This window comes from Enterobacter sp. C4G1, from assembly GCF_052886895.1.
Window position 1 is genome coordinate 248,797 of sequence record NZ_JBQVVV010000001.1, and the last position, 26,381, is coordinate 275,177.

Annotated in this window: 29 protein-coding genes; 10 read left to right on the top strand and 19 right to left on the bottom strand. The window is 54.5% G+C overall.

Going from position 1 to position 26,381, the window contains the following annotated elements; translation table 11 throughout:
- Positions 1-59: 59 nt before the first annotated feature.
- Genes ACT9TW_RS01200 through ACT9TW_RS01220 form a run of 5 tightly spaced genes read right to left on the bottom strand, consistent with a single transcriptional unit; the run spans position 60 to position 5,458 of the window.
- Entirely contained in the window at positions 60-1,037 is a 978-nt protein-coding gene (locus tag ACT9TW_RS01200) for an ABC transporter ATP-binding protein (protein ID WP_446491469.1), read from the bottom strand.
- Positions 1,034-2,011, bottom strand: coding sequence for an ABC transporter ATP-binding protein (locus tag ACT9TW_RS01205; protein WP_446491470.1), 978 nt, complete (start codon positions 2,009-2,011; stop codon positions 1,034-1,036). Before ACT9TW_RS01205 ends, ACT9TW_RS01200 begins: the two co-directional genes overlap by 4 nt.
- A complete protein-coding gene (locus tag ACT9TW_RS01210) occupies positions 2,004-2,849 on the bottom strand; it encodes an ABC transporter permease (protein WP_446491471.1) in 846 nt (281 codons plus the stop codon). Before ACT9TW_RS01210 ends, ACT9TW_RS01205 begins: the two co-directional genes overlap by 8 nt.
- A gap of 5 nt (positions 2,850-2,854) precedes the next feature.
- Positions 2,855-3,808 (bottom strand): ABC transporter permease, encoded by a 954-nt coding sequence (locus tag ACT9TW_RS01215; protein ID WP_315686822.1) that lies wholly within the window; start codon positions 3,806-3,808, stop codon positions 2,855-2,857.
- A gap of 60 nt (positions 3,809-3,868) precedes the next feature.
- Entirely contained in the window at positions 3,869-5,458 is a 1,590-nt protein-coding gene (locus tag ACT9TW_RS01220; RefSeq protein ID WP_446491472.1) for an ABC transporter substrate-binding protein, read from the bottom strand.
- Between the two features lie 245 nt (positions 5,459-5,703).
- Between ACT9TW_RS01220 and yghU the strand changes: the two genes are divergently transcribed.
- Positions 5,704-6,570, top strand: a complete 867-nt coding sequence (gene yghU / locus ACT9TW_RS01225; RefSeq protein ID WP_446491473.1) for a glutathione-dependent disulfide-bond oxidoreductase — start codon at positions 5,704-5,706, stop codon at positions 6,568-6,570.
- A gap of 72 nt (positions 6,571-6,642) precedes the next feature.
- Here yghU and ACT9TW_RS01230 read toward each other — a convergent pair whose 3' ends face one another.
- The gene (locus ACT9TW_RS01230) at positions 6,643-7,326 is read right to left on the bottom strand and encodes a molybdate ABC transporter substrate-binding protein (protein WP_446491474.1); all 684 of its coding nucleotides are present in this window, start codon (positions 7,324-7,326) and stop codon (positions 6,643-6,645) included.
- Positions 7,326-8,378 (bottom strand): ABC transporter substrate-binding protein, encoded by a 1,053-nt coding sequence (locus ACT9TW_RS01235; protein WP_446491475.1) that lies wholly within the window; start codon positions 8,376-8,378, stop codon positions 7,326-7,328. The genes ACT9TW_RS01230 and ACT9TW_RS01235 overlap by 1 nt, the downstream gene beginning before the upstream one ends.
- A gap of 163 nt (positions 8,379-8,541) precedes the next feature.
- Here ACT9TW_RS01235 and ACT9TW_RS01240 point away from each other — a divergent pair, with 163 nt between their 5' ends.
- Positions 8,542-8,874, top strand: a complete 333-nt coding sequence (locus ACT9TW_RS01240; protein ID WP_315686831.1) for a glycine zipper family protein — start codon at positions 8,542-8,544, stop codon at positions 8,872-8,874.
- Between the two features lie 60 nt (positions 8,875-8,934).
- Here the strand turns inward: ACT9TW_RS01240 and ACT9TW_RS01245 are convergent, their stop codons facing one another.
- The 3 genes from ACT9TW_RS01245 to ACT9TW_RS01255 form a co-directional block, all read right to left on the bottom strand.
- Positions 8,935-9,207: a hypothetical protein gene (locus tag ACT9TW_RS01245; protein WP_446491476.1), complete on the bottom strand. Its 273-nt coding sequence runs from the start codon at positions 9,205-9,207 to the stop codon at positions 8,935-8,937.
- 179 nt (positions 9,208-9,386) lie between these two features.
- On the bottom strand, positions 9,387-9,836 hold the full coding sequence (locus ACT9TW_RS01250) for a hypothetical protein (protein WP_182062440.1): 450 nt from the start codon (positions 9,834-9,836) through the stop codon (positions 9,387-9,389).
- 295 nt (positions 9,837-10,131) lie between these two features.
- Positions 10,132-10,377 carry a hypothetical protein gene (locus ACT9TW_RS01255; protein WP_182062441.1) on the bottom strand — a complete coding sequence of 82 codons (246 nt, stop codon included), beginning with the start codon at positions 10,375-10,377 and terminating at the stop codon, positions 10,132-10,134.
- Positions 10,378-10,568: 191 nt separating this feature from the next.
- On the opposite strand from ACT9TW_RS01255, the gene ACT9TW_RS01260 reads away from it, so the two are divergent.
- A complete protein-coding gene (locus ACT9TW_RS01260) occupies positions 10,569-11,552 on the top strand; it encodes a diguanylate cyclase domain-containing protein (protein ID WP_446491477.1) in 984 nt (327 codons plus the stop codon).
- Positions 11,549-12,265 (top strand): L-fucose operon activator, encoded by a 717-nt coding sequence (gene fucR, locus ACT9TW_RS01265; RefSeq protein ID WP_446491478.1) that lies wholly within the window; start codon positions 11,549-11,551, stop codon positions 12,263-12,265. The genes ACT9TW_RS01260 and fucR overlap by 4 nt, the downstream gene beginning before the upstream one ends.
- Here fucR and ACT9TW_RS01270 read toward each other — a convergent pair.
- The 3 genes from ACT9TW_RS01270 to yghX all read right to left on the bottom strand — a co-directional run bounded on the left by ACT9TW_RS01270 (position 12,247) and on the right by yghX (position 15,275).
- Positions 12,247-12,534, bottom strand: a complete 288-nt coding sequence (locus tag ACT9TW_RS01270) for a DUF2623 family protein (protein ID WP_014071745.1) — start codon at positions 12,532-12,534, stop codon at positions 12,247-12,249. The genes fucR and ACT9TW_RS01270 overlap by 19 nt on opposite strands.
- A 100-nt stretch (positions 12,535-12,634) precedes the next feature.
- Entirely contained in the window at positions 12,635-14,272 is a 1,638-nt protein-coding gene (locus ACT9TW_RS01275) for a methyl-accepting chemotaxis protein (RefSeq protein ID WP_446491479.1), read from the bottom strand.
- A 115-nt stretch (positions 14,273-14,387) separates the two neighbouring features.
- A complete protein-coding gene (yghX, locus tag ACT9TW_RS01280; protein ID WP_446491480.1) occupies positions 14,388-15,275 on the bottom strand; it encodes a YghX family hydrolase in 888 nt (295 codons plus the stop codon).
- Between the two features lie 82 nt (positions 15,276-15,357).
- Between yghX and ACT9TW_RS01285 the strand changes: the two genes are divergently transcribed.
- Positions 15,358-16,398, top strand: coding sequence for an aldo/keto reductase (locus ACT9TW_RS01285; RefSeq protein ID WP_446491481.1), 1,041 nt, complete (start codon positions 15,358-15,360; stop codon positions 16,396-16,398).
- A 522-nt stretch (positions 16,399-16,920) separates the two neighbouring features.
- Here ACT9TW_RS01285 and ACT9TW_RS01290 read toward each other — a convergent pair.
- Both ACT9TW_RS01290 and ACT9TW_RS01295 read right to left on the bottom strand, forming a co-directional pair.
- Entirely contained in the window at positions 16,921-17,409 is a 489-nt protein-coding gene (locus ACT9TW_RS01290) for a TIGR00645 family protein (RefSeq protein ID WP_446491482.1), read from the bottom strand.
- Positions 17,410-17,487: 78 nt separating this feature from the next.
- Positions 17,488-17,991 carry an ESA_00282 family adhesion-associated protein gene (locus ACT9TW_RS01295; protein ID WP_182062448.1) on the bottom strand — a complete coding sequence of 168 codons (504 nt, stop codon included), beginning with the start codon at positions 17,989-17,991 and terminating at the stop codon, positions 17,488-17,490.
- Between the two features lie 103 nt (positions 17,992-18,094).
- On the opposite strand from ACT9TW_RS01295, the gene ACT9TW_RS01300 reads away from it, so the two are divergent.
- Both ACT9TW_RS01300 and ACT9TW_RS01305 read left to right on the top strand, forming a co-directional pair.
- Entirely contained in the window at positions 18,095-18,499 is a 405-nt protein-coding gene (locus ACT9TW_RS01300; RefSeq protein WP_182062449.1) for a hypothetical protein, read from the top strand.
- Positions 18,492-18,947, top strand: a complete 456-nt coding sequence (locus ACT9TW_RS01305; RefSeq protein WP_446491483.1) for a cytoplasmic protein — start codon at positions 18,492-18,494, stop codon at positions 18,945-18,947. The genes ACT9TW_RS01300 and ACT9TW_RS01305 overlap by 8 nt, the downstream gene beginning before the upstream one ends.
- On the opposite strand, the gene ACT9TW_RS01310 is transcribed toward ACT9TW_RS01305, so the two are convergent.
- The 3 genes from ACT9TW_RS01310 to exbB form a co-directional block, all read right to left on the bottom strand.
- A complete protein-coding gene (locus tag ACT9TW_RS01310) occupies positions 18,944-20,395 on the bottom strand; it encodes a methyl-accepting chemotaxis protein (RefSeq protein WP_446491484.1) in 1,452 nt (483 codons plus the stop codon). The genes ACT9TW_RS01305 and ACT9TW_RS01310 overlap by 4 nt on opposite strands.
- Positions 20,396-20,639: 244 nt before the next feature.
- On the bottom strand, positions 20,640-21,065 hold the full coding sequence (gene exbD / locus ACT9TW_RS01315) for a TonB system transport protein ExbD (RefSeq protein ID WP_259832005.1): 426 nt from the start codon (positions 21,063-21,065) through the stop codon (positions 20,640-20,642).
- Between the two features lie 6 nt (positions 21,066-21,071).
- On the bottom strand, positions 21,072-21,803 hold the full coding sequence (exbB, locus tag ACT9TW_RS01320; RefSeq protein WP_446491485.1) for a tol-pal system-associated acyl-CoA thioesterase: 732 nt from the start codon (positions 21,801-21,803) through the stop codon (positions 21,072-21,074).
- A gap of 250 nt (positions 21,804-22,053) precedes the next feature.
- On the opposite strand from exbB, the gene metC reads away from it, so the two are divergent.
- Together metC and yghB are read left to right on the top strand one after the other, a co-directional pair.
- A complete protein-coding gene (gene metC, locus ACT9TW_RS01325; RefSeq protein ID WP_436355164.1) occupies positions 22,054-23,241 on the top strand; it encodes a cystathionine beta-lyase in 1,188 nt (395 codons plus the stop codon).
- A 142-nt stretch (positions 23,242-23,383) separates the two neighbouring features.
- Entirely contained in the window at positions 23,384-24,043 is a 660-nt protein-coding gene (gene yghB / locus ACT9TW_RS01330) for a DedA family general envelope maintenance protein YghB (protein WP_182062455.1), read from the top strand.
- Positions 24,044-24,092: 49 nt separating this feature from the next.
- Here the strand turns inward: yghB and ACT9TW_RS01335 are convergent, their stop codons facing one another.
- On the bottom strand, positions 24,093-24,992 hold the full coding sequence (locus ACT9TW_RS01335) for an AraC family transcriptional regulator (protein WP_182062456.1): 900 nt from the start codon (positions 24,990-24,992) through the stop codon (positions 24,093-24,095).
- A gap of 194 nt (positions 24,993-25,186) precedes the next feature.
- On the opposite strand from ACT9TW_RS01335, the gene yqhD reads away from it, so the two are divergent.
- A complete protein-coding gene (gene yqhD / locus ACT9TW_RS01340) occupies positions 25,187-26,350 on the top strand; it encodes an alcohol dehydrogenase (RefSeq protein WP_446491486.1) in 1,164 nt (387 codons plus the stop codon).
- Positions 26,351-26,381: the final 31 nt, after the last annotated feature.

Below are 26,381 nucleotides of genomic sequence, written 5' to 3' on the forward strand. Positions count from 1 at the left end.
TACAAAACACGAAACCCTGTAGGTCGGGTAAGCGAAGCGCCACCCGACACGTTTAAGGCTCAAATCTTAAACAACCAGCACGCCGTAAAATGCCCTGGCGCTATCTCCTGCATCGCGGGCTCCTGCGCCTGACAAACCGGCATGGCATGTGGGCAACGGCTGCAAAACTTACAGCCCGGCAGCGTTGAGGTTGGCCCGGGAATTTCACCGCGCAAAGTCGCTTCTTCGAGGTTACGAATACGCGGGTCCGGCTGCGGCACCGCCGCCAGCAGTGCACGCGTGTAAGGATGCGCCGGATGATGATACAGCTCGTTTGCGGGCGCAACCTCCACTAGCTTACCGAGATACATCACCCCGATACGGCTGGAAATATGGCGCACCATCGACAGGTCATGAGCGATAAACAGATAGGTCAGATCCAGCTCCTGCTGGAGATCCTGCAAAATGTTCACCACCTGCGCCTGGACTGATACATCCAGTGCCGACAGCGGCTCGTCACACAGCACGAACTCCGGGCGCACGGACAACGCTCGCGCGATACTGATACGCTGACGCTGGCCGCCGCTGAACTCATGCGGGAATCGCTCAAGATGTTCCTTTTTAAGCCCGACCTTATACAGCAGTGTTTCAGTCCGCTCCCGCTGCTCTTCCCGGCTGTAGCCGTGGATTTGCATCGGCTCGGCCACCAGCTGTTGCACCGTCATGCCAGGGTTAAGCGACGAATACGGGTCCTGAAAAATCGCCTGCATTCTTTTACGCAGCGGCTTCAGCTCTTTTTCGCGGGCGTGGGCGATCTCTTGCCCGGCAAAATGGATCTCGCCCGATGTGATATCGAACAGGCGCAGGATGGCACGCCCGAGGGTCGATTTCCCGCAGCCGGATTCCCCGACCAGGCCAAAGGTTTCACCACGCTGAATATCAAAGCTCACCCCGTCAACTGCTTTCACCGCCACGCCTTTGCGCAGCAGGCCGCCGTTAAGCTGATAATGTTTGCGCAGTTCCCGTACGCTCACTAAAGGCGAATGTTGCTCGCTCATGCCTGAACCTCCTTATCTGCCCATAACCAGCACGCGGCGCGATGGCCTTCTCCTGTGGTGTAAAACGCTGGCTGTCTTTCGCACTGGGGCATCCGTTTTGGACAACGTTCGGCAAACGGGCAGCCCGGGGGCGGGTTGAGCAAGCCTGGCGGTGAGCCTTCGATAGGCGAAAGGCGATGATTCACCTCGTCTGGGCGCGGCAGCGAGGCCAACAGCCCCTGGGTGTAAGGGTGCGCCGGACGATAGAAAATGTCCTCCACGCTCCCTTCTTCCATCACCAGCCCGCCGTACATCACCACCACGCGGCTACACACCTGCGCAACCACGCCGAGATCGTGAGTGACCAACAAAATGGCGGTCTGCGTTTTCTGTTGCAGGCTTTTCAGCAGACGCAGGATCTGCGCCTGAATGGTCACGTCCAGCGCGGTGGTGGGCTCGTCGGCAATCAGCAGTTTTGGGTTACAGGAGAGCGCTATCGCTATCATCACGCGCTGGCGCATCCCGCCGCTGAACTCGTGCGGATACTGGCTATAGCGGCGTTCAGCCTCGGCAATGCCGACCTGCTCCAGCATGTCAATCGCCGCAGCTTTTGCCGCTTTTTTTGACAAACCTTTGTTACGCACCAGGATCTCTGACATCTGTTTGCCGATGGTCAGCACCGGGTTCAGGGCCGTCATCGGATCCTGGAAAATCATCGCAATGTCGTTGCCACGAATGGCGCGCAGCTGCTCGGGGGTTTTCTGTGCCAGATCGTCGTTCTGAAAACGGATACTGCCACCGGTTATCCGCCCGTTGCTGCCCAGAAGCTGAATGATCGACTTACAGGTGACGCTTTTGCCGCAGCCGGATTCACCGACGATGCCGACAAGTTCTCCAGGCTGAACCTGAAAGCTCACGCCGCGCACGGCATGAACATCGCCATCGCGCGTGTGAAAGGTGGTTTGCAGGTTATCGAGTTCTAATAAGTTACTCATCGCGGTTCGCTCCCGGCTCGAAGGCGGTACGGAACACATCGCCCAGCACGTTAAAACTGAACACCGTCAGCAGGATCAAAATGCCGGGGAACATCGCAAGCCATGAGGCTTCACCAATGTACGACTGCGCATTGTTAAGCATACTGCCCCAGGACGCTGCAGGTGCCTGGACGCCAAGCCCAAGGAAGCTGAGCGTCGATTCCATCAAAATGGCCGACGCGATGTTGAGCGTAGCCGCCACAATAATGGTCGGCAGTACGCCAGGAATAATATGGCGCACAATAATACGCAGCGGGTGTTCCCCGGATGCGCGAGCATAGAGCACATACTCGCGCTCTTTCACCGACAGGGTTTCCGCACGCACCAGCCGCGACATGCTCATCCACGTCAGCAGGCTGATGATAAGGATAATGTTATCCACTCCGGGCTTGAGGTAGGCGTTCACCACCAGCAGCAGGAAGAAGGCCGGAATAGCCATCAGGATATCGACGGCGCGCATCATCAGGTTATCGAGCCAGCCGCCAAAATAACCACTTACCGTGCCGACGACCGTGCCAATCAGCGTGGAAAAAACCATCGCCAGAAAACCGACCATCAGTGATATCTGCCCGCCATACAGCGCGCGGGTGAAGTAGTCACGCCCGTATTCGTCGGTGCCAAACCAGTGCGAGGCATCCGGGGGTAAGGTGCGGGCACCCAGCGCCATCTGGTCGGGATCGTAAGGACTCAGCCCTGCGCACAGGGCCGCGATGACGAAAATAAACAGAACAAATAATGAAAACTGCGCCGGACGATTGCGGCGCAACTGGTGACGAACCTGTTGCCAGCGTCTGCTCATCCGGGTTACCTCAGTGTACGAATGCGGGGATCGGCGAAGCGATAAAGCAGATCCGCTACCAGGTTGCCGAGGATCAGCATCATCGAAGAGAGCATGATGATTGCCATTATCAGCGGGTAATCCAGCGAGGTGATCGACTGGATCCCAAGCAGGCCCATTCCCGGCCAGGAGAAGACACTTTCTGTCACATACGCGCCTACCACCAGTTCACCAAACGACAGGCCAAACAGGGTTATCACCGGCAGCAGCACGTTTTTCAGCACATGGTGGAACAGAATACCGGAACGTGTCGCGCCGTAGGCGAGCTGGGTTTGCACGTAGTCGGCAGAAAGCTGTGAAATGGTATTCGAACGGATGTAACGCACGTAGCTGGAGAGGTTATAAAAGGTCAGCGCGATACACGGCAGCACGCCGTGGCGCAGGACATCCAGCCAGTTGTCGTCCATGCCGATGGTGCGCATTCCCATACTGGGGAACCAGTTCAGCTGCACGGCAAAAACGGTAATGAGAAGAATACCAAACCAGAAAATCGGCACCGAAATACCGATATAGGCGAATAAGTTCAGCACGTGATCCAGCCAACGGTGCTTAAATGCCCCAGCCAGCAGTCCCAGCGGGATGGCCAGCACAATCGCCATCAGCAGCGAGGCGCCCATCAGCCCTAACGTTGCCGGAATGCGCTCGCCGATCATCTCCAGCACCGGGCGGTGGTAAATCAGCGAATAGCCCAGATCGCCCTGTAAAACGTTCTTCAGCCACAGCACGTACTGCGTCACCAGAGGTTTATCCAGCCCCATACTCTGGCGAATACGCTCAATATCCTCCGGGGCCATACGTGGCGTAATGTACGCAGCAACCGGATCGCCGGGCGCGAGTTTGACCAGCAAAAACGCCACCAGCGAAATAAAGAAAAGCATCGGCAGCAGTTGCAGCAGCCGACGCGTGAGTAATGTGTTCACGACATGCCCTTACACGACTTACCATACGAAAAACCCCGGCCAGGTGACCGGGGTAACTACTTATTTTTGGTAGATTTTTGACAGATCCTGGAACAGATAAACCGGCTTCGGTTCCGCTTCCTGCGTGCCGCCAAAGCGTTTATCCACGGCAACGGTCGCGTTGGTGTAGGCAATCGGGTAGTAGGTCATGTCGTTTGCCACGGTCTGCTGAATTTGCTTGTAGATATCAGCACGTTTCGCGGTGTCGGTTTCCACTGCACCTTTGTCCCACAGGGCATCAAACTGCGGATTTTTGTAGTGAGCGTAGTTGTAGGCTTCGTTGCTCATAAACAGCGATTTGTAGCCATCCGGCTCTGAACCCATGATGTAACCACCCAGGTTCAGCTCCCACGCGGTGTTGTTCATATCCAGGCTACGCTGGGACATGGCGTTGGAGTCCAGCGGCATCAGTTCGACGTTCACCCCAATGCCCTTCAGCGCCTGCTGAATGTAGAGCGCCATGCTCTCCTGGGTTTTGTTGGTGTTCACATACGCCAGATGCAGCTTCAGGTTTTCCGGCGCACCGGAGGCTTTCAGCAGATCTTTGGCTTTTTGCAGATCGAACTTGTACTGCTCTACGTCGTCAGTCTGATACAGCGTGTCCGGCGTCAGGAACGAAGTTGCCGGTTTGGCGTAGTCCAGCGAGGTAAACGCGGTCTGGGTCAGCTCATCTTTGTTGATGGCATACGCGATGGCCTGACGCAGCTCTTTGCTTTTCATGACCGGCACGTTCTGGTTAAAGGTCATGTACGCCAGACGCCCTTCCGGATAGACCACAAAATCAAATTTACCGGTGTTTTTCAGGCGGTTCACGTCCTGCGGGTCGACCATCTTGAGGTTGATTTCACCGTTTTGCAGCGCAAGGTTGGCGGAGTTGCTGTCTTTGGCAAAACGGTAGGTCACGGAATCGAGCTTCGCTTTACCGTTCCAGTAATCGTCAAAACGGGTCAGGGCGTAATACTGCCCGGCGCGATACTCTTTAAACTTGAACGGCCCGGAACCCACCGGCGCATCGTTTTTGGTGCTCTTTTCCAGATCGCCTTCATTCGTGAACACGTGCTGTGGGATCGGGTAGATCTGCACCAGGGTTCCGGTAAAGGCTGCGCTCACCTGCGGTAAGGTGAACTTCACGGTGCGATCGTCAACCTTGCTCACTGCTACGGGTTTGTCGCCGTAAGTGAACATGCTGCGGAAGAAGCTGTGCTGTTTGGCATCCAGCAGTTTATTGAAGGTGAATACCACGTCGTCCGCCGTCAGCGGTTGACCGTCCTGCCATTTCAGATTGGGTTTTAAGGTCAGGGTGTAGCTAAGGTTATCGGCGGATGGCGTCAGGCTTTCTGCCAGACCCCATTCGATTTTGCCGTTGTTGAAGCTATACAGCGGAGCATAAAGCGCCTGCATGATGGTTAAGGTGGTACGATCGCTGGCATAGAGTGGGTTAACCGCTAACGGGTCGCCGGAGGTAATACCGATAATCAGCGAGCCCCCCTCTTTTGGTGCGTCGCTTTTCGCTGCTGGCGCATTCGCCGTCTCTTTATTTTTCGCATCATCACAGCCTGCCAGACCTAACGCGAGCGATACTACAACTGCGGATAACAGAAGCTTACGCATCTCACTAACTCCTTGCCTGATAAAGTATTTACTACTGATAATTTTCTTTATATGACAGCATCATATTCAGCTTTGCGGTAATACGCATTAACAATGAAAATGCGATTTTCGATTAAGCTTATAACGGTTTTGATATATATAAGCGCCAGAAGGAATAGCCGCGACTCTATTGCGCTCAGTTCGTTAAACCATTCACAAATCTCCTGCTACACTGCCTCAACACATCACTCAAAAGGCAGGCCAACATGTCAGACAACACTTATCAGCCACCGAAAGTGTGGGAATGGAAACAGAACAACGGCGGTGCGTTCGCCAACATCAACCGTCCGGTATCCGGCGCAACCCATGAAAAAACGCTGCCGGTGGGAGCGCATCCGTTGCAGCTCTATTCCCTGGGGACACCGAACGGCCAGAAAGTCACTATCATGCTCGAAGAGCTACTGGCGCTGGGCGTGACGGGTGCAGAGTATGATGCGTGGCTTATCCGCATCGGTGAGGGCGATCAGTTCTCCAGCGGCTTTGTGGACGTGAACCCGAACTCGAAAATACCGGCACTGCGTGACCACTCCACCACCCCGCCAACGCGCGTATTTGAATCCGGCAATATCCTGCTGTATCTCGCAGAGAAATTTGGTCACTTCCTGCCAAAAGATCCGGCGGGCCGGGTAGAAACCCTGAACTGGCTGTTCTGGTTACAAGGCTCTGCGCCGTTCCTCGGCGGCGGTTTTGGTCACTTCTACAACTATGCGCCAGTAAAGATTGAGTACGCGATCGACCGCTTCACCATGGAGTCAAAACGCCTGCTCGACGTGCTGGACAAACAGCTGGCGCGTAGCCGCTATGTGGCGGGAGAAGAGTACACCATTGCTGATATGGCTATCTGGCCATGGTTCGGCAACGTGGTGCTCGGGAACGTGTATAACGCCGCAGAGTTCCTGGATGCGCAGCAGTACACCAACGTGCAGCGTTGGGCGAAAGATGTGGCGCACCGCCCGGCTGTGAAGCGCGGCCGTATGGTTAACCGCACCTTTGGTGAGCCGAGCGAGCAGCTGCATGAACGCCATGCGGCAAGCGATTTTGATACGAATACCGAGGATAAGCGTCAGGGCTGATGCCCTCACCCTCTCCCAGTGGGAGAGGGAATAAAAAAGTAGGCCGGGTAAGCGCAGCACCACCCGGCTGAATTACGCGCCGAACCCTGCCTGTTGCAGGATCATCTTCGCCTCTGCTGACACCAGATATTCCGCGAGCGCTCTGCCCTTCGGCGTCACCACCGCACACGCATACTCCGCGCGCGGGTTATACGGTGCGGGAATGTCGATAACCATCAGCCCGTCGACTTCCCGCAATGTTGCGGCATAGCTGGCATAACCGATAAACACCTCCGCCTGGCCGCCATGAATAATCCACTCAGCCGCCAGTTTGCCCGTCGGAATCGGCGCGGAATTTCGCCCGCCCACCAGCGCTTTCGCCCGCATTCTTACCCCCTCACCTGCTTCGCCCATGCGGGTAAACAGCGCCTGGGTGTAATCCCCGGACGGATCGGCTCCCGCCGTAGAGGTTGCGATACGCACATCATCACGGGTAAGCAAAGAGAACCAGTCATCCCCCGCGCGCAGCACATCGCTGCGCACCGTCAGGCAAAGCTGATTGCTGGCAAAAGGCACCACCGATAACGCCTGCCCGGACGCGAATAACGCCTGCGGATGGGCAAGATTTGCCGAAGCAAACAGGTCGCACGGCTCGCCGGTTTCAATACGTTCCCGTAACAGCCCGGCCGGGCCGAATTGGCTTTCGACCGGTTCAGGAAAGTGCGCCATTAAGTTCTGCCACACCACCCGCAGGCTGCCCGCCGCCAGCACGCGCATCAATCAATGCCCTGATACGTGGTGCGGTAAAAACGCTGATACCAGTCGTTTGCGACCTTGCGCATATCCACGTCTTTAAACTTCTCCGGGTAGAGCTTTTTCGCCATCCACAACTCGCCAATGCCCATGGCTTCCGGCATCGGGTAGCCCCAGGCTTTGGCGTAATCCGGCATCAGGTAAACGCGCTGATTTTTCACCGCGTCGATAGTCTGCCACTGCGCACCGGTTTTGATCTCGTTAACCACAGACGGGTAACGGTCCTGCACGAAGATCACCTGCGGGTTCCAGGCAATCACCTGCTCCATCGCCACGGTTTTAAAACCCTGAATGGTGGCCGCTGCCACGTTAACCGCGCCCGCGTGCACCATCATCAGGCCGGTATATTTCCCGGAGCCGTAGGTGGTGAGTTCCGGGTTAGCCATGTAAGCGCGAACACGTTTTTCTGCCGGGATATCTTTCAGGCGATCGCTGACCATCTTGCGACCGTTGTCGGTCGCTGCAATCAGGGCTTTCGCTTCTGGCTGTTTATTGACTATTTCGCCAATCAGGGTGATCCCTTCTCGCAAACCCAGATCGTAAGCCTGTTCTTCATCCGCCATTGTCGGGTTCAGTTTGGCTTTTTCACCGGCGGCATCGTGGCGCAGGGAAATGGCGACCACCGGAATACCCAGACTGCTGATCTTGTCGATCATCTCCTGCGGGGCGTAATTAGTGACGAACACCACCTGCGGTTTCAGCGCTACCAGTTTTTCCGGGTCGACGTGGGTGAGGTCGCCAAGCGCGGCTTTCTGGTTCAGCTCTGGTGCCAGGCGCGCGTAGCCGTCGCCCAACTGCTGTTTCCAGTTCGCCATCACACCGACGATTTTGTCGGTGGCATTCATCTGCACCAGCAGATTCAGGGTCTGGTGCTGGAGCACAACCACACGGTCAACTTCATCAGGAATGGTGACGGTACGGCCAATCTGGTCAGTTATCTGGCGGGATGCCTGGGATGATAACGGGAGTAAAATCAGTACGCTAAACGCGACTGCCTGCCAAAAGCGTTGTTTCATATAATCCTCACATTTTCGTTATGCAAAAGATTATACAGCGATAGTACATCGGAGTCGTGGTGTGCTTTGGGGGTAGGTAAACAAGCATTATTGGCCTACCAGGTATTCGGGCCGACTGACAGACTTCACGCCGATGTTTGATTTACGACTACAAGGAACCGTCATGAAATACCTGAAAACCACGCTTCTTCTCAGCACCCTTATCGTTTCTGCATCCACCATGGCGATGGATAAAACCGCCGCTGGTGCGGTAGCAGGCGCTGCCATTGGCGCCGTTGCAGGCAAAGATGTGAAGTCTACTGTCGGTGGCGCAGTCGTCGGTGCGGGTACAGGGGCGATGTTCAAAAACGGCGATAAAGGTAAAGCCGCGCGTAAAGGCGGAGCTGTCGGCGCTGCCGTTGGCGCGGGCGCTGCGGCTGTAACCGGTAAGAGCGTACTGAAAGGTGCAGCCGTGGGTGCTGGCTCTGGCGCGCTGATTGGTGAAGCCACGCACTAAAAACCTCGCCGGGCGGCACTGCGTTTGCCCGGCCTACGAAGACATTCCCTTCAAATAAGATTAATGGTGATCATCATACTGATGTTCAATCACCATCCCTTCCGCCACGCTCGCCACATGGCGTGCACGCGGGTGATAAACCGGCGCAGGTGCGGCATAGGTGGTGGGTGCGGGGGCTGGCGCAACGGCCACTGCCTGGGGGACCGTGGTCGATGACGGGACAATCACCACTTTATAGCCGCTCGGCACATCCACTGTGACGCTTTGCGCCATTGCCGAATTGGCCATGGCTAACCCGGCCAGGGCGGCCAGTAAAATAAAGAGATTTTTCATAGTAAATTATATTCCAGATACAATTCAGAAATAGAATTATGGCGAGCCTTTCTTAAGACAATATTAATTTTCGTTCTTTGCAATGTGCAGAAAATGCCAAATTTATTGTTACATTAATAAATAGAACAAATGGCACAGGCCGGGTAAGGCGCAGCCGTCACCCGGCAACTTACGGCGTTTTAATTAATCGCGATATTCCCTTCCAGCGTATTTATCCAGCGCGGTGCCTTCAGCGTATCGGCGAAATAACCCACCAGCTCACAGAGCAAACTTTCCATAACCGCTGCCATCTCTGGTGGCAATGCCCGGCTTATCAACAACTGCGTTAATACCTGGCAATACTGCGCCAGCTGGTCACTTTCAGGCTCAAAAGCAGGCAGGCGCGACGGCAAATCGTCCACGATGAAATGCGGGATTAAGTGCGCCGGAACAGGCTCGTGCAGCGTGGGTTGCAACAGTGCGAGGCAGGCGGAGAGACGCCCGCAAAGCGCCAGTTTTTCGGTGATGTCGTCGCATTCCACCAGAGAATAAGCGTACTGCTCGCAGTTGTCCGCCAGCTCGGTGAAATCGGTGGTGTTGGCAAAGGGCGTGGTAAATAACGCGTGTGTCTGGGTTGGGATCGTAGCCATGATGGCAGCCTCCTGTAACGGTATAAACATCTGCCATCGGAGAGGTCAATCTCACGGGTGGCAGAACCAGACGAGGTTGACCTTACCGGCGTTACAGGAAACCGGCGCGTCTTGCGACGCCCCCGCCCGGCCCGCCATTGAGGTGAAACCGTGCGCGCGACATAGTAATCCATGTCGCCTGTAACTTGTACCAGGAGGTCAATCCCGACGCCTGATTTTGCAGGCGCGGCAAAAAGATACTGCGATTAACACGAGGCGACAAGGGGCATTCCCGGAAGCCGCCTCGCAAAACAGATCAATACTTTATGTCCCGTGCTTTTTGTCGTCCGGCCTGTTTCATTTGCCGCTTGTCCTGACGGCAGTCGTGATTACTTTGGTTGTTGTTAACCACGCAGGTTTGCTTCATATGACGTGAGGCTTCGCGGGTATCCTGTCGGGTGTCGCGCGCTTCACGTCGTTGTTGTCCCTGCTCGGTTGCGTTAACGGTAAAAGAGCACAGCATAATTAAGAGGAATGTAATGGCAGACACGGATCTGTTCATAGCAACACCTTTTAAAAGATGGGCAGAAAAAACATCGGAGATTGCCAAAGAATAGCACCTGCGGAGATAGCAAAAGGGCGAGTGAGTCACCTTGCGCACCCTTAACGCAAATCAGCCTCTTTTTTCAACATCATATTTACAAGCACGTCTAAACTGGCAAAAATCATTCTTATTTCCCGAAGAATCGTCGCATGTCAGAACAGGCGCTAAAACAGCAGATCCAGAATCTGAAAAAGCATAACGCCAGGCTTGCCAGGCTGGCGCGTGACGCCCGCAGCAAACTCAGCGCCGCTCTCGACGGCACGGGTCTGTGTCTGTGGCAGCTCGACGTGCCTACGGGAAAACTGATTATTTATAATCGCCGCTGGGGTTCTATGCTCGGCTACCAGCCAAAAGAGCTGAGCGCACAGTTTGATGTCTGGCGCGAACATCTTCACCCTGAAGATAAACAGCAGGTACTGGACGCATTCTACGACCACCTGAACGGCAAAACGCCCTTCTACGAAGCGCTACACCGGATGCAACATAAAAACGGCACCATTACCTGGGTGCTGGACCGGGGTCGCGTCAGCGAATGGGACGACGAGGGTAATCCCATCAAGGTTACCGGCACCCACATCGACATGACCAAAGAAAAGCAGTACGAAGAACAGCTCGCACTACTTGCCAACCACGACCCGCTCACCGGGCTTGCCAACCGCCATGCGTTGATTCAGCATTTTGCCGAGCTAAAAGCTATCGGCCCGCTGTGCGTGGCGTTTATCGATCTCGATGACTTTAAGACCGTGAACGACACCTTCGGCCACCGCAGCGGTGATGAACTCTTAATTCAACTCAGCCAGCGCCTGCGCGGAAGCTGCCCGGAAGGCACGATCATCGGCCGACTGGGTGGGGATGAATTTGTGTTGCTGCTGCCCTTCCCGCTCTCCAGCTTGCTGGTCAACAGTACGGCGCACACTTGCCTGCGGGCGGCGCTGATGCCGTTTGAACTCGATAACGGCGAAGCGCGGGTCGGCGCATCAATCGGGATTGATGAAGTACATTCGCAGGATGATTTTGTGAATGCACTCAGACGCGCGGATCAGTCGATGTACCAGATTAAACACACCGGGAAAAATGGCGTGGCGATTGGCACAACGCTTATCTCTATCTCACGTACCGGAACCGACGCATGAAGGAAAGCCGACAGCAGAGCATCGTTAAGTTGCTGAGCAACAGCGACTGGCTCACCACTGACGCGCTTGCCGGGTATCTCGGCGTCAGTAAAGAGACGATCCGCCGCGATCTGAGCGGCCTGCAACAGCAGGGGAAGATCCTGCGTCAGCACGGGCGGGCACGGCTGATCCACCCCGACAGTCGCGATAGCGGCGAGCCATTTGGTGCGCGGCTCAAAAGCCATTACGCCGATAAAGCCGATATTGCCCGGCATGCGCTGGAATACATCAGCGAAGGAATGACGATTGCGCTGGATGCCAGCTCAACCTGTTTTCATCTGGCACGACAACTGCCAGACCTGGAGCTGACTGTTTTTACCAACAGCCTGCCCATCTGCCATGAAATGGCCAGGCGCGAGAAAATCACGCTGGTCTGTTCGGGCGGAACACTGGAGCGCAAGTACCGTTGTTATGTCAACCCGGCGCTGGTGACCCAGCTCAAAGCGCTGGAGATAGACCTGTTTATCTTTTCCTGCGAAGGCGTGGATGAACAGGGCATCATGTGGGACCCGGTTGCACACAACGCCGCGTTTAAAGCACAGCTGTTAAGCCGCGCCAGCCAGTCTTTGTTACTGATCGATAAAAGTAAATTTCAGCGTTCGAGCGAAGTGAAAATCGGCCAGCTTTCGCAGGTGACGCATGTCATCCAGGGCTGTCAGCCTTCCAGACGATAGCCTGCCATAAAATAGCGCAACGCAGTGCTGGAGTGACTCTCTTTGAAGAAGTCCATCACCATGTCACGCTCCAGCCCGTAACGACGGGTTAAAATACCCGCTTCCCACGCACTGAGCTGACGATCGCCGGTTTTCTCAAACATCCGATGCGAAAATCCCAGCACAAACCCACGCTTATAGTCAGCGCAGAAGTGCGCCACATTTTTCGCCGTGTCGGCCTGCGCTGCCCGCATCCCCGCCATCAGCCCTTTGCCAAAATGGTTTTCCATCGCTTTACCCTCAATCGCTATATATTAAATTATATAGCGATATTTTGAGCGATAGCCAGAGATAATTAAGGCCGCACGAGGCGGCCTTCAGGATGGGGATTTAGAACGAAACCCAGTCGTCCGGCGTCGTCGCAGGTTTAGCTCGTGCGGGAGTTTTGAGCGGGGCGGCAGCAGTCTGAGCTTGTGGCTCCTGGGCTGATAAGCGGAATTTCTGCACCGAACGTTGCAGATCTTCAGTCTGACGCTCCAGCGCGGATGCCGCAGCGGAAACTTGTTCCACCAGCGAGGCGTTCTGCTGCGTCACGCCGTCCATCTGGCTGATGGCCACGCCAACCTGCGAAATGCCTTTGCTCTGCTCTTCCGATGCAGACGCAATCTGCTTCATGATGGTGGTCACTTCGGTCACAGCACGCAGAATGGCTTCCATGGTTGTGCCGGTGTCATTAACCAGCTGCGCACCCTGCTCCACGCGGTTGACGGAATCAGCGATCAGCCCTTCGATCTCTTTTGCTGCATTGGCACTGCGGCTTGCGAGGTTACGGACTTCCCCGGCAACAACTGCAAAACCACGCCCTTGCTCACCCGCACGCGCGGCTTCTACCGCGGCGTTAAGCGCCAGGATGTTAGTCTGGAAAGCAATGCTGTTGATCACGTTGGTGATTTCCGCGATTTTCTTCGAGCTGTCGGAAATCCCGCTCATGGTAGTGACGACATCGTCCACCAGCGAGCCGCCACGGCTGGCCGTGGTTGACGCCACATCTGCCAGCTGGCTGGCCTGACGCGCGCTTTCGGCATTCAGTTTCACCGTTGCGGTCAGCTGCTCCATGCTGGCAGCCGTCTCTTCCAGTGCGGCGGCCTGCTCTTCAGTACGGGAAGAGAGATCGTTGTTACCGCTGGAGATTTCCGTCGCGCCGCGCCAGATATTTTCACTGCCCGAACGGATAGTGCTGACCGCTTCACGCAGGCTGTCCTGCATGGCGCTCAGCAGCGGAACCAGTTGCCCCACACAGTTGCGGCCAAAAGGTTCAATCGGGTGGCTGAGGTCACCCTGCGCAATCTGGCGGAACTGCTGACGGATACGATCCAGCGGTTTGACCAGCATCGCTACCAGGTAGCGGTCGGTGAAGAGCAGGATCAGCAGGCCAATAATGGTAGCAGCGATAATCACGGTGCGGGTCATAGCGGTCAGGCCGTCGACCACCACACGGGTGGAGTCCAGACGGTCGCCCGCAGCTTTGTTAAAGCTTTCAGCCGCCGCACCAAACGCGCGGCTCAGTGGCGGAGTGACGTTGTTCGCCTGCTGGCGATAGCCGTCCAGTTGCCCCTGCTGCGCCTGCTGCATCTGCGGTGCAACACCCTGGTCGAGCAGCGCCTGCCAGGAGCTGATCACCTGAGCGGAAACCTGCTCATCCATTGGGCCTGGAGAGATAGCCTTCATCTGCTCCAGCTTTTTGCCCATGTTGTCCAGCGCCTGCTGTGCAGAGGCCAGGTCAGGGTTACCCCCGCTGGCTTTGACTTCCATCGCGCGGCTCAGGCGCGTAACAAAGCGGAAATACTGATCGTTGCCCTGGCTGAGCACCGTCATCTGCTGCACCAACTGTCTGTCGACTTCGTTGCCATCAGACACACGGGAGAGCGACCAGGTGCTGTAGAGGCCTACACCCGCCCACATCAAACAAAAGATCCCCAGTATCGTCAGCATGACGAAGCGGATCGTGAAATTACGAAGCATCTGCATAGAGTGTTCCTTGCCGTGAGGGTGAATTCGCCCAGAGGCGAGACTTACCCTCGTTATCGGCAGATGCTGCGGAAAATCTAACCTTTTATGATGAATTTTGGTGACGTTTTATTAATCAACTCAGGTACTTTTCAAACCAGCTTAACGTTCGCTTCCAGGCAAGCTCAGCTGCGGGTTCATCGTATCTTGGGGTAGAATCGTTGTGAAATCCGTGGTTTACGCCCGGATAGATGTACGCCTCGTAAACCTTATTATTCAATTTAAGCGCTGCTTCATAGGTAGGCCAGCCCTCATTAATATTTTTATCCAGCCCGGCATAATGCAGCAGAAGTGGCGCTTTTATTTTCGGGACATCTGCCGCTGCGGGCTGGCGTCCGTAAAACGGCACGGCGCAATCCAGCTCCGGGTAAGCCACCGCGGCGGCATTCGCCACACCTCCACCGTAGCAAAATCCGGTAATCCCCACTTTGCCGCTGGCATCCGGGTGCTTTCTCATAAACTCAACGGCGCCAAAGAAGTCGTTCATCAGCTTTGTCGGGTCAACCTTCTGCTGTAAAACCTTCCCTTCTTCGTCATTGCCCGGATAACCGCCCACCGAGCTTAAACCGTCTGGCGCGAGCGCAATGTACCCGGCTTTTGCCACGCGTCTTGCCACATCTTCGATATACGGATTAAGACCCCGGTTTTCGTGGACCACTACCACGGCAGGCACTTTTCCATGGGCTTTAGCAGGCTTTACCAGATAGCCGCGCACCTCGCCGTGGCCGTTTGGCGAGGGGTAATGAATATATTCAGGCAGGATATCGGGATCGGTGAATTTGACCTGCTCTGCCAGCGCATAGTTGGGCTTGAGCATATTGAACAGGGCCAGCGCCGTCACGCCCCCCACGGCGTAGCGTGCCGCGAGATTGAGGAACTCGCGCTTGTTGATTTTACCGTGGGCGTAGTAGTCGTAATAGTCGAGCAATTCTTGTGGAAAATCTTTGGCGGTCAGGCGCGTCATCGCTTATCTCCATGAATTGTGATTTGATAAGCATAGAATGAAAACGTTGTTTCGAAAATTCATCGACAAGAAAGGAGACATCATGTCCTGGCACCCTTACTTCGGCCGCTATGAAAATATGCAGTACCGCTACTGCGGAAAAAGTGGCCTGCGCCTGCCTGCGCTGTCACTTGGCCTGTGGCACAGCTTTGGCCACGTTCAGGCACTCGATTCCCAGCGCGCGCTATTGCGTAAAGCCTTCGACCTTGGCATTACCCATTTCGACCTTGCCAATAACTACGGCCCGCCTGCGGGCAGCGCCGAAGAGAATTTTGGCCGCCTGCTGCGCAACGATTTTGCCGCGTACCGCGACGAGCTGATTATCTCGACCAAAGCGGGCTACGACATGTGGCCTGGGCCATACGGTTCGGGTGGGTCGCGTAAGTATCTGCTGGCCAGCCTCGACCAGAGCCTGAAACGCATGGGCGTGGAGTATGTTGATATTTTCTATTCCCACCGCGTAGACGAAAACACGCCGATGGAAGAGACCGCCTCCGCGCTGGCGCAGGCGGTTCAGAGCGGTAAGGCGCTGTATGTGGGGATTTCGTCCTACTCAACAGAGCGCACGCAGAAAATGGCCGCGCTACTGCGCGAGTGGAAAATCCCGTTGCTTATCCACCAGCCGTCCTACAACCTGCTCAACCGTTGGGTGGATAAAACCGGGCTGCTGGATACCCTGGCGGAAAATGGCACCGGTTGTATCGCCTTTACGCCGCTGGCGCAGGGGTTGCTGACGGGGAAATACCTGAATGGCATTCCTGATGGCTCGCGGATGCAGCGCGAAGGTAAGAAAGTCCGCGGCCTGACGGAGAAAATGCTGACGGAAGCCAACCTGAACAGCCTGCGTTTGCTGAACGAAATAGCCCATGCTCGCGGGCAATCAATGGCGCAAATGGCCCTGAGCTGGCTGCTGAAAGATGAACGCGTGACGTCGGTGCTGATTGGCGCAAGCCGCCCGGAACAGCTGGAAGAGAACGTCCAGGCGCTGAATAACCTGCACTTTACGGACGATGAGCTGAAGCGGATTGACCAGCATGTTGCGGATGGAGAGCTGAATCTGTGGCAGGCGTCGTCGGATAAGTAGAGTGGTCTGTTGCCCTCACCCTAACCCTCTCCCGGTGGGCTGAGGGTTCCCCAGTAATTTTTGTCTTTAATTCAGCGATGATATTACGCCATTGAATTAAGGGACTTACAGCGGTGTCATGGTCCGGCTGAAAATCGCCGAAGCGTTTACGGAAGGCCGGGGCGACGCGCATGGATGCGCGGCGAGGGCGGCTTTACAGGGACGTTTCATCCGCCCGTCCCCGATTAGCCTGGAGCAAACGCTGAGGGTACCGCGAAGCGGCGATTTTCTTGCCGGGAGCCCGGGTCGCCAGGGTGGTGGCGGTGAGCCACCCTGGCACGTTCACCGGTATTGTGGTGACAGAGTAGCAAGGAACGTAAAGTGAACGGAATGACCACCTGAGCCGTATGTTCCCCCTCACCCCAGCCCTCTCCCCAAAAAGGAGAGGGAGCCGTCCGTGCTCGTATTTTTGTGGGGATCCCTCAACCCACCGGGAGAGGGAGCCGAACGTGCCCGGTTTTTTGTGGGGCTCCCTATTCTGATTTACTTCTTACTCAACTTATCCAGATACCCCATCACAAACGCTGACAGCACAAATGTCAGGTGGATAATCACATACCACATCAGCTTGTTATCCGGGATATTCTTCGCGTCCATAAACACGCGCAGCAGATGGATGGAAGAGATAGCCACAATCGAGGCGGCGACTTTGTTCTTCAGCGACGAGGCATCCATTTTGCCAAGCCAGCTCAGTTTTTCTTTATGCTCATCGATATCCAGCTGAGACACAAAGTTCTCATAGCCAGAGAACATCACCATTACCAGCAAGCCACCCACCAGCGTCATATCCACCAGTGACAGCAGCACCAGGATCAAATCGGACTCAGCTACGGAAAAAATGTTCGGTAAGACGTGAAAAATTTCCTGAAAAAACTTAATGCTCAGTGCGACCAGTGCCAGAGAAAGGCCGAAATAGACCGGTGCCAGTAACCAACGGGAGGCATACATTGCATTTTCAAAAAAGCGTTCCATAGAGTCCTTTGTGCAAAAAAATAAGCGCAGTATATCTTAACGGCGCTTACTCTTTGCAACAACTAACCAACAAAACACCTACACTTCATCTGGGTTTACTTCAGGGCGAGCATACTCAGGCCATACCAAAACAACCAGTTCCGGGTAGGCTTCCAGGCTGAACTCGCGAAAGCACTGCCGCAAATTTAAAACATCCAGATCGGAATACGACACCTTCTCACCATTAAGACAACGCTTCTTGATATTGTCGTAATATTTATACACAGCGGAATTCAGGTCGCTGCAACGGCGCTGGGCTTCAAACAGCCCTGGCGTGTCATTAATTTGCGACATCTTCATGCGCTTTATTGTGGCATGAAGAAAATCGATATATTCGTGGTTAACTCGCCAGTACCAAACCGGAGTCACAGAGTTCATCAAAACGGAAAAATGATCCTCTCCTTCCTCTTTAGTCATCAGTTCAGGTTCAGGCGGTTCACTGGCGTCTTTCGACACTTTCGTTTTATTGAACTCTTGCATCAATAAAAGAACACCAGCGGTCAGTAATAGTAATGTTATGACCGTAAAGAAAATACTGTTCATGGGTAGGCTCCATTTTTTTTGATTTTAAAATTGCCTCATGTTATTGTCAACGAATCTCACGCCTTTACCAACCCCACCCTGTTGAAATTAAAGGAAATTAAAAATGCTGCCCGACAATCTCGTCCCGGCTAAGTACCACATTGCGCCTGTGGAACAGCAACCGGTGGAAGCAGAAAAAGAGGCTAATTTCACTCAGGGAAAAAGAAAGCTCTCCGATTTTGAAGCAGACGTATTAATTGGTGTTTCCCGAACCGGGAAGTCTCGTAATATGTTGCTGGAAGAGCACGATCGTCATATAAAAGACCGGCTATTTCGCGTTGTTAAAATCGAAGCCTTTGTTCACCTTCTGGATGACTTGCAGGCCGAAGGTGAAATAGATGCCCAGACACTAAGTCAAATAATGGTCGAAAAAACAAAAGAAATAAATGAGGCCGGCAATAAAATTTGGCTTAATTTAATTACCCGCGAAAAAAACAACCCTATTTTTTATAACCTCGGGGATGATTAACGTGAAAGGTATTGAAGATAATAATGTTTATTTGACTTTAGATGACAAAAAAAGTGATGAGTTTATCTTAGAGCAAAATCTCGAGGCGTTGAGAAACACAAAAAATGTGGAAATGACGCGCATTACGCAAGATCTGATTTCAATACCCGCCACGCTGGTGCGCCTGAAATGGCAAAACCGCCGCGAGATTTATGCGCTCCAGGTTAAAGAAGAAATTTACGGCGCAGTGATGAATGCGCTGATTGAGCAACGACCAGAGCTTAAAGAGAAGATCCTCGGGCGTCTGGAAGCCAACTACCAGTACCTGCTGACCAGAGAAACGGCCACCCTACGTTTGACCCGCAAACTCTCCGACGGCGAATACCGCACGTCGAATGTCACTTATGTTGCGCTGAATGAAGACGCGCTGGCATCCAAAACCAACGCGCCCGCTGACCCGCAAAGCTAATCAAATCTAAATACCGCTATCGCCTCTTTTAGCTGCCCGGTCTGCTGCTGTTGTTGCTCGGCAACCTGTATCGTCTGCGCGACATGACGCACATTCTCCTGCACGCTGGCATCAATACTGGCAATACTGCCGTTCATTTGCGCGATGCTGGACCGTTGATCCTCACTCATCTGCGAAAGCTCCTCCAGCAGCGAGCGCAATCCGTCGATACTCTCGATAATCGATTTCATCGTCTGTCCGGCGTGCTCTACGTGCTCGACACCCTGCTGCGTGGTCGTCTGAGAGGTGGTCAGCAGCTGACGGATCTCTTTTGCAGCCCCTTCACTGCGCTGGGCTAACATACGAACCTCGGAGGCTACCACGGCGAACCCTTTTCCGTGTTCCCCTGCTCTTGCCGCCTCGACAGAAGCATTCAGCGACAGAATATTCGTCTGGAATGCGATTCCGTCAATCAGCTCAAGAATGGTGTAAATACGTTGGGACTCTTCGCGGATCTGATCCATGGCCGCGATGGCCCGGCTAACGTTCTCGCCACCCTGTTCTGCCACCTCACTGGCGCTAAGCGCCATCTCCCGCACCTGAATGGCCTTGTGGCTGGTCTGGGTCGCCACGTTACTGAGATGCTCCATTGCACTGGCCGCCGTCGCAAGCGATGACGCCTGATGATCGGTTCGCTCTGAGAGCGCGCTGTTACGTTGCCGCAGTGCCCGGGAGGCCTCCAGCAGTTGTCCGATATTGGCGCTCACCTGCTCAAGCGTGGAACGCATTGTGCCGAGCGTCAGGCTAAAGGTGCGGGCGAAAGAGGAGTCAGCAGGTTCGCTATCAACGGCCAGCGTCAGATAGCCTGGCTCGCGGTTAATCACCCCCGCGAGCCTCGCCACCTCGCTGGCCGAGCGGGCATCCTGCTCCATACGTACCGCCAGCAGGAGAAGAATGGCCGTCTGTACCACTACAAACAGGCCGTGGAAGACCACCATATGAAAACCGGTGTGCATAAAGACCACCACGTCGAACAACGCATTTTCCTGGAGATAATTAAACACCAGGTGGTGCAGCGCGATGACCGTAGCGCCCATCACCAGCGGACGCCAGTCACGCCAGGCCAGCAGTGCCGAAAGCAGGACAAAAACAGAGAAGTGGTACTCCGTCTCCCCTTCGCCAAGATGGATAAGCAGCGCGGAAAACGCCATCAGTACGAAAGCAAAGCTCAGGCGCAACAGCAGCGAGCCGGGGCAAAGCATCGCCAGCAGCGTTGAGAAACAGCTCAGCAGGGTACTGATAATCGCCCCCTGCGCCATATTGTCGTTCATATATCCCACGCACAGCGAAACGCCCCACATGGCCCAGATAAGCACCAGCATTAAGCGGTCAGCACGTTGTCGTATTGCAGATAAAGAGATGAGGTCGCGTTGAGGTGCGTGCGGGTGCAGCCATGTCGTCATCGCCATAGGGAGTCTCTTGCTGTGCAGGTGAAATAAGCCCTTCAAAAGAAGGTATTTTTTATTATCTGTTTTAAGCGTAGTGGGTATATCCCACGCTGCCATTTCAGCAAAAAGATATATTTTAATGACGCAGCCGAATACTGATATTTTCTTAACTATCAATAGATTATTAACTATGGCTTTATTGATAAATAAATATGAAGAGTGGGGATATACAGCAGAAAAAAAGCTGGCTTTCGCCAGCTCTCTTTTATTTAACGGCGGCTTTTTCTTCGCCAACCAGGCCAATCTTCAGGTAACCCGCCTGATGCAGCGTGTCCATTACCTTCATCATGGTTTCGTAATCAACCGTTTTATCCGCACGGAAGAAGACGGTGGTGTCCTTCTTCCCGCCCGTAAGCTGCTCCAGTGCCGGGATAACTGATTCATCCGTCACCGGGTCATTGCCCAGGAACATGGATTTATCGGCCTTCACCGACAGATAGATAGGCTTTTCCGGGCGCGGCTGCGGCTGGCTGGAAGAGGCTGGCAGATTCACCTTCACGTCAACCGTCGCCAGAGGCGCCGCCACCATGAAGATAATCAACAGAACCAGCATGACGTCGATAAACGGCGTCACGTTGATTTCATGCATTTCGCCGTTATCGTCCAGATTTTCATTAAGACGCATTGCCATAGCTAATCAACCTGCACGCAGTTTCGACGCCGCGTGTACCGGTTTAACGGAGCTGGCGTCAAGGTCAAGGTCACGGCTTTGCAGCAGCAGAACCTGCGCTGCCACGTCGCCCAGAGTGGCTTTGTAGCTGCCAATCATACGCGCGAAGACGTTATAGATAACCACCGCAGGAATTGCCGCAACCAGACCGATTGCCGTTGCCAGCAGGGCTTCTGCGATACCAGGCGCCACAACCGCCAGGTTAGTGGTTTGCGTCTGGGCAATACCAATGAAGCTGTTCATGATGCCCCACACCGTACCGAACAGACCCACGAACGGGGAAATCGCACCGATAGTCGCCAGAAAACCATTACCGCGGCCCATATGACGGCCAACAGCGGCAACGCGACGCTCCAGGCGGAAGCCGGTACGTTCTTTAATGCCTTCGTTATCTTCACTGCCTGCGGAGAGTTCCAGCTCGTTCTGAGCTTCGTTCACTAACAGAGTGCTCAGGCTTTTGGCGTGGAAGGAAGAGGTCATATCAGAAGCCTGATCCAGAGAGCGGGCCTCTGCCAGTTGCTGCTGTTCGCGCTTGAGGCGACGCTTCTGCGAAATGAGCTCAACGCTCTTACTGAAGAAAATAGCCCAGGTGACAACGGACGCCAGAATCAGGCCGATCATCACAATCTTAACCACGATGTCAGCATGATGATACATGCCCCAGACGGAAAGATCCGTCTGCATCAAATTATTACCCACACTGTATCTCCAGGACGCAAATCACAAAATCTGAGCGTAATAATATCAAAACGCCGTCGAATTGATAGTAGTTCTCATTAGTATTTACATATTGCCGTAATTTTCGCTCACTTTCCTTGCGCTTACGCAGTAAAAATTTCTTATGCGTATTTTTCATAAAATTTTCTGCTTATTCGATAAGCATCCGGGTGCACATTTTTTCAATCGTGGTAGTCTGGACGTCCAGACGTATAAAACAGGGTTGGCGAACATGACTAAGAAGCAGCTTGATACCACGCTTGTGCAGGCAGGACGCAGCAAGAAATACACACTGGGATCGGTGAACAGCGTGATTCAGCGGGCCTCTTCACTGGTATTTGATACCGTTGAAGACAAAAAAATCGCAACGCGTAACCGTGCCAAAGGCGGGCTGTTTTACGGTCGTCGCGGAACGCTGACCCATTTTTCACTTCAGGAAGCCATGTGCGAACTGGAAGGCGGCGCGGGCTGCGCCCTGTTCCCGTGCGGGGCTGCGGCAGTTGCCAATACCATTCTGGCGTTTGTGGAACAGGGCGACCACATTCTGATGACCAACACCGCCTATGAACCAAGCCAGGATTTCTGCACCAAAATTCTCAGCAAGCTCGGCGTCACCACCGGCTGGTTTGATCCGCTGATTGGTGAAGGTATCGCCGAGCTTATTCAGCCAAACACGCGCATCGTGTTTCTGGAATCCCCGGGCTCTATCACCATGGAAGTGCATGACGTGCCCGCCATTGTGAAAGCCGTGCGCAGCAAAGCGCCGGAAGCCATCATCATGATCGACAACACCTGGGCGGCAGGCGTGCTGTTTAAGGCGCTGGATTTCGACATTGATATCTCTATTCAGGCAGCAACCAAATACCTGATTGGCCACTCCGATGGCATGATTGGCACCGCCGTGTCCAATGCCCGCTGCTGGGATCAACTGCGCGAAAATGCCTACCTGATGGGACAAATGGTTGATGCCGATACGGCCTACATGACCAGCCGCGGGATCCGTACGCTGGGCGTGCGCCTGCGTCAGCATCACGAGAGCAGCCTGAAAATCGCTGAATGGCTGGCGCAGCACCCGCAGGTTGAACGCGTGAACCATCCTGCCCTACCGGGCAGCAAAGGTCATGAGTTCTGGCAACGTGACTTTACAGGCAGCAGCGGTTTGTTCTCATTTGTTCTTAAAAAACGGCTGAATAACGATGAGCTGGCGAGCTATCTGGATAATTTTACCCTCTTCAGCATGGCCTACTCCTGGGGCGGCTTTGAATCCCTGATCCTGCCAAACCAGCCAGAGCAGATAGCAGACCTGCGCCCGGGCGGCGAGGTGGACTTCAGCGGAACCCTGATCCGCCTGCATATCGGTTTAGAAAATGTGGACGATTTAATTGCGGATTTAGCGGCAGGGTTTGAGCGTATCGTGTAGAGTGCTGGCTGAAAATGTACTCCTGGACTCTTTTGTGAACACCGCCACCAGAAAAGTCTGCATTAGTTGCGCCCGCGATCAAACCCTGCGGGCAAATCAGGGTGTACAATAGCGCTATATCTGCTGTTCCACAGGAAAGTCCATGGCTGTTATTCAAGATATTATCGCGGCACTCTGGCAACACGATTTTGCCGCACTGGCGGACCCACATGTCGTGGGTGTTGTCTATTTCGTGATGTTCGCGACCCTGTTTCTGGAAAATGGATTACTGCCAGCCTCATTTTTGCCCGGTGACAGCCTGCTTCTGCTGGCCGGCGCATTAATCGGAAAGGGTGTGATGGACTTTACCCCGACGATGGTCATTCTCACCTCTGCCGCCAGCCTGGGCTGCTGGTTAAGCTATTTACAGGGCCGCTGGCTCGGGAATACGCGCATGGTGAAGAGCTGGCTTTCGCAGTTACCCCATAAATATCATCAACGTGCGACCTGCATGTTTGACCGGCACGGCCTGCTCGCGCTGCTCGCCGGGCGCTTCCTGGCGTTTGTCCGCACGCTGCTGCCGACGATGGCCGGTATCTCTGGCCTCTCGAATCGCCGCTTCCAGTTCTTCAACTGGCTGAGTGGGCTGCTGTGGGTCGGCGTGGTGACCTCACTCGGCTATGCGCTGAACATGATCCCGTTTGTGAAACACCATGAAGATCAGGTGATGACCTTCCTGATGATCCTGCCGATGTTCCTGCTGGTAGCAGGCCTGGTGGGAACTATTGCAGTAGTGATTAAGAAGAAGTATTGCAGCGCGTGATAAAAAATTGCCGGGTGGCGGCTACGCCTTACCCGGCTTACATTTCCCGTCAGGCTCCCTGCATCATTCTGATGCGTGAAGCATCTTCCCCCGGCGTCACGCCGAAGTAGCGCTTAAACTCCCGACTGAACTGCGACGCACTTTCATAGCCTACCCGCATTGCCGCCGCGCTGGCCTTCATGCCGTCGTGGATCATCATCATGCGCGCTTTATGCAGCCGGTATGTTTTCAGGTATTGCAGCGGCGAGGTGCTGGTCACTGATTTAAAATTATGGTGAAACGCCGAGACACTCATGTTCGCTTCCGCCGCCAGCTGGTCAACGCTGAGGTTTTCCGTGTACTGGCTTTCTATGCGCTTGAGCACGCGGCTTATCAGGCTAAAGTGCGTCTGGCGGCTCACCAGCGCCAGCAGCGCCCCGCCACCCGGCCCCAGCAGCACGTGGTAGAGAATTTCACGGATAATCTGTTTGCCCAGAATGCGGGCATCAAGCGGCCTCGCCATCACATCCAGCAAGCGTTCAATGGCACAGAGGATCTCTTCCGATAACGTGGCCGAGTTAATCGCGCTTGCTGCCATCGACGGCTGGAACAGCTCGTCCTCGCCGATCTCCATCAGCAGCTCCTGCAACTGAAGGATATCGACATTTAAACGAATACCGGCCAGCGGAACGGCTTCTGTCGCAAAGGTTTCACATTCAAAGGGTAAAGGTACTGTCAGGAGCAGATATTCATTGGTGTCATAACGGAACACGCGCTCATTGATATAGCCAATTTTATGGCCAGAGAAGAGAAAAACGATGCCCGGCTGGTACATCACCGGCGTACGCGTACCCGGCTGGGTCCCGTAGAGCAGGCGAATATCCGGCAGCAGCTCACCACTATTATTATCTTTATCTATCAGATGTTTAATCTGAGAGGTTAACTGAAGGCAAATTTCTTCGCGGTTCATTCTTAGTTACTCCGGGTACGGTTTCCGACCTTAACAGTGTGCGCAGTTTTTTGCTGTTTCTCCAGCGCTCTGTAGAAATGGGCAAGACATCGGCAGGAATGTGCATTGAGAGGATGGCGCGAGCCCGCCACAATGTGCAGCATCAGGTAGCCATCGCGCCACCACGATTTTTCACCCACGATAGGGAACGAGCAATGAACAATTTTAATCTCCACACCCCAACCCGCATTCTGTTTGGTAAAGGCGCTATCGCCGACCTGCGTGCACAAATCCCGGCTGACGCCCGCGTACTCATTACCTACGGCGGCGGTAGCGTGAAAAAAACCGGCGTGCTGGATCAGGTGTACAGCGCCCTGGAAGGTCTGGACGTGCGTGAGTTTGGCGGTATTGAGCCAAACCCATCTTATGAAACTCTGATGAACGCGGTCAAAATTGCCCGCGAAGAGAACATCACCTTCCTGCTGGCTGTTGGCGGCGGCTCCGTACTGGACGGTACTAAGTTCATCGCTGCTGCGGCGCATTACGCAGACGGCGTTGATCCGTGGCATATCCTGGAAACCCGTGGCAGCGACGTGAAAAGCGCGATCCCAATGGGCTCGGTCCTGACCCTGCCTGCTACCGGCTCTGAATCCAACAAAGGTGCCGTTATCTCCCGTAAAACCACGGGCGACAAACAGGCCTTTATGAACGATCACGTACAGCCTGTGTTCGCAATCCTCGACCCGGTTTACACCTACACCCTGCCTGCTCGCCAGGTGGCTAACGGTGTCGTGGATGCATTCGTTCACACCGTTGAACAGTATGTGACTTATCCGGTTGACGGCAAAATTCAGGATCGCTTCGCGGAAGGTATTCTGCTGACGCTGGTAGAAGATGGCCCGAAAGCGCTGAAAGAGCCTGAAAACTACAACGTGCGTGCCAACGTAATGTGGGCCGCGACTCAGGCGCTGAACGGCCTGATCGGTGCGGGTGTTCCGCAGGACTGGGCAACGCACATGCTGGGCCACGAACTGACGGCAATGCATGGTCTGGATCACGCTCAGACGCTGGCGGTTGTGTTGCCTGCACTGTGGAACGAAAAACGTGATACCAAGCGCGCCAAACTGCTGCAATACGCTGAGCGCGTGTGGAATATCACCGAAGGCTCAGAAGATGCACGTATCGATGCCGCAATCGAAGCAACCCGCAACTTCTTTGAAGTGCTGGGTGTTCCGACACGTCTTTCTGGTTACGGCCTGGATGGTAGCTCCATCCCTGCCCTGCTGGCAAAACTGGAAGAACACGGCATGACACAACTGGGCGAACATGGCGACATCACGCTGGACGTGAGCCGTCGTATCTACGAAGCGGCGCGCTAAGCGTTTTTATCATCCCGCCTTTCGTTTTTTG

Bases quoted from the DNA above. Each gene is read 5' to 3' on its own strand.
- ACT9TW_RS01200 (WP_446491469.1), bottom strand. From the start codon at position 1,037: ATGAGCGAGCAACATTCGCCTTTAGTGAGCGTACGGGAACTGCGCAAA.
- ACT9TW_RS01205 (WP_446491470.1), bottom strand. From the start codon at position 2,011: ATGAGTAACTTATTAGAACTCGATAACCTGCAAACCACCTTTCACACG.
- ACT9TW_RS01210 (WP_446491471.1), bottom strand. From the start codon at position 2,849: ATGAGCAGACGCTGGCAACAGGTTCGTCACCAGTTGCGCCGCAATCGT.
- ACT9TW_RS01220 (WP_446491472.1), bottom strand. From the start codon at position 5,458: ATGCGTAAGCTTCTGTTATCCGCAGTTGTAGTATCGCTCGCGTTAGGT.
- yghU (WP_446491473.1), top strand. From the start codon at position 5,704: ATGTCAGACAACACTTATCAGCCACCGAAAGTGTGGGAATGGAAACAG.
- ACT9TW_RS01230 (WP_446491474.1), bottom strand. From the start codon at position 7,326: ATGCGCGTGCTGGCGGCGGGCAGCCTGCGGGTGGTGTGGCAGAACTTA.
- ACT9TW_RS01235 (WP_446491475.1), bottom strand. From the start codon at position 8,378: ATGAAACAACGCTTTTGGCAGGCAGTCGCGTTTAGCGTACTGATTTTA.
- ACT9TW_RS01240 (WP_315686831.1), top strand. From the start codon at position 8,542: ATGAAATACCTGAAAACCACGCTTCTTCTCAGCACCCTTATCGTTTCT.
- ACT9TW_RS01245 (WP_446491476.1), bottom strand. From the start codon at position 9,207: ATGAAAAATCTCTTTATTTTACTGGCCGCCCTGGCCGGGTTAGCCATG.
- ACT9TW_RS01250 (WP_182062440.1), bottom strand. From the start codon at position 9,836: ATGGCTACGATCCCAACCCAGACACACGCGTTATTTACCACGCCCTTT.
- ACT9TW_RS01255 (WP_182062441.1), bottom strand. From the start codon at position 10,377: ATGAACAGATCCGTGTCTGCCATTACATTCCTCTTAATTATGCTGTGC.
- ACT9TW_RS01260 (WP_446491477.1), top strand. From the start codon at position 10,569: ATGTCAGAACAGGCGCTAAAACAGCAGATCCAGAATCTGAAAAAGCAT.
- fucR (WP_446491478.1), top strand. From the start codon at position 11,549: ATGAAGGAAAGCCGACAGCAGAGCATCGTTAAGTTGCTGAGCAACAGC.
- ACT9TW_RS01270 (WP_014071745.1), bottom strand. From the start codon at position 12,534: ATGGAAAACCATTTTGGCAAAGGGCTGATGGCGGGGATGCGGGCAGCG.
- ACT9TW_RS01275 (WP_446491479.1), bottom strand. From the start codon at position 14,272: ATGCAGATGCTTCGTAATTTCACGATCCGCTTCGTCATGCTGACGATA.
- yghX (WP_446491480.1), bottom strand. From the start codon at position 15,275: ATGACGCGCCTGACCGCCAAAGATTTTCCACAAGAATTGCTCGACTAT.
- ACT9TW_RS01285 (WP_446491481.1), top strand. From the start codon at position 15,358: ATGTCCTGGCACCCTTACTTCGGCCGCTATGAAAATATGCAGTACCGC.
- ACT9TW_RS01290 (WP_446491482.1), bottom strand. From the start codon at position 17,409: ATGGAACGCTTTTTTGAAAATGCAATGTATGCCTCCCGTTGGTTACTG.
- ACT9TW_RS01295 (WP_182062448.1), bottom strand. From the start codon at position 17,991: ATGAACAGTATTTTCTTTACGGTCATAACATTACTATTACTGACCGCT.
- ACT9TW_RS01300 (WP_182062449.1), top strand. From the start codon at position 18,095: ATGCTGCCCGACAATCTCGTCCCGGCTAAGTACCACATTGCGCCTGTG.
- ACT9TW_RS01305 (WP_446491483.1), top strand. From the start codon at position 18,492: ATGATTAACGTGAAAGGTATTGAAGATAATAATGTTTATTTGACTTTA.
- ACT9TW_RS01310 (WP_446491484.1), bottom strand. From the start codon at position 20,395: ATGGCGATGACGACATGGCTGCACCCGCACGCACCTCAACGCGACCTC.
- exbD (WP_259832005.1), bottom strand. From the start codon at position 21,065: ATGGCAATGCGTCTTAATGAAAATCTGGACGATAACGGCGAAATGCAT.
- metC (WP_436355164.1), top strand. From the start codon at position 22,054: ATGACTAAGAAGCAGCTTGATACCACGCTTGTGCAGGCAGGACGCAGC.
- yghB (WP_182062455.1), top strand. From the start codon at position 23,384: ATGGCTGTTATTCAAGATATTATCGCGGCACTCTGGCAACACGATTTT.
- ACT9TW_RS01335 (WP_182062456.1), bottom strand. From the start codon at position 24,992: ATGAACCGCGAAGAAATTTGCCTTCAGTTAACCTCTCAGATTAAACAT.
- yqhD (WP_446491486.1), top strand. From the start codon at position 25,187: ATGAACAATTTTAATCTCCACACCCCAACCCGCATTCTGTTTGGTAAA.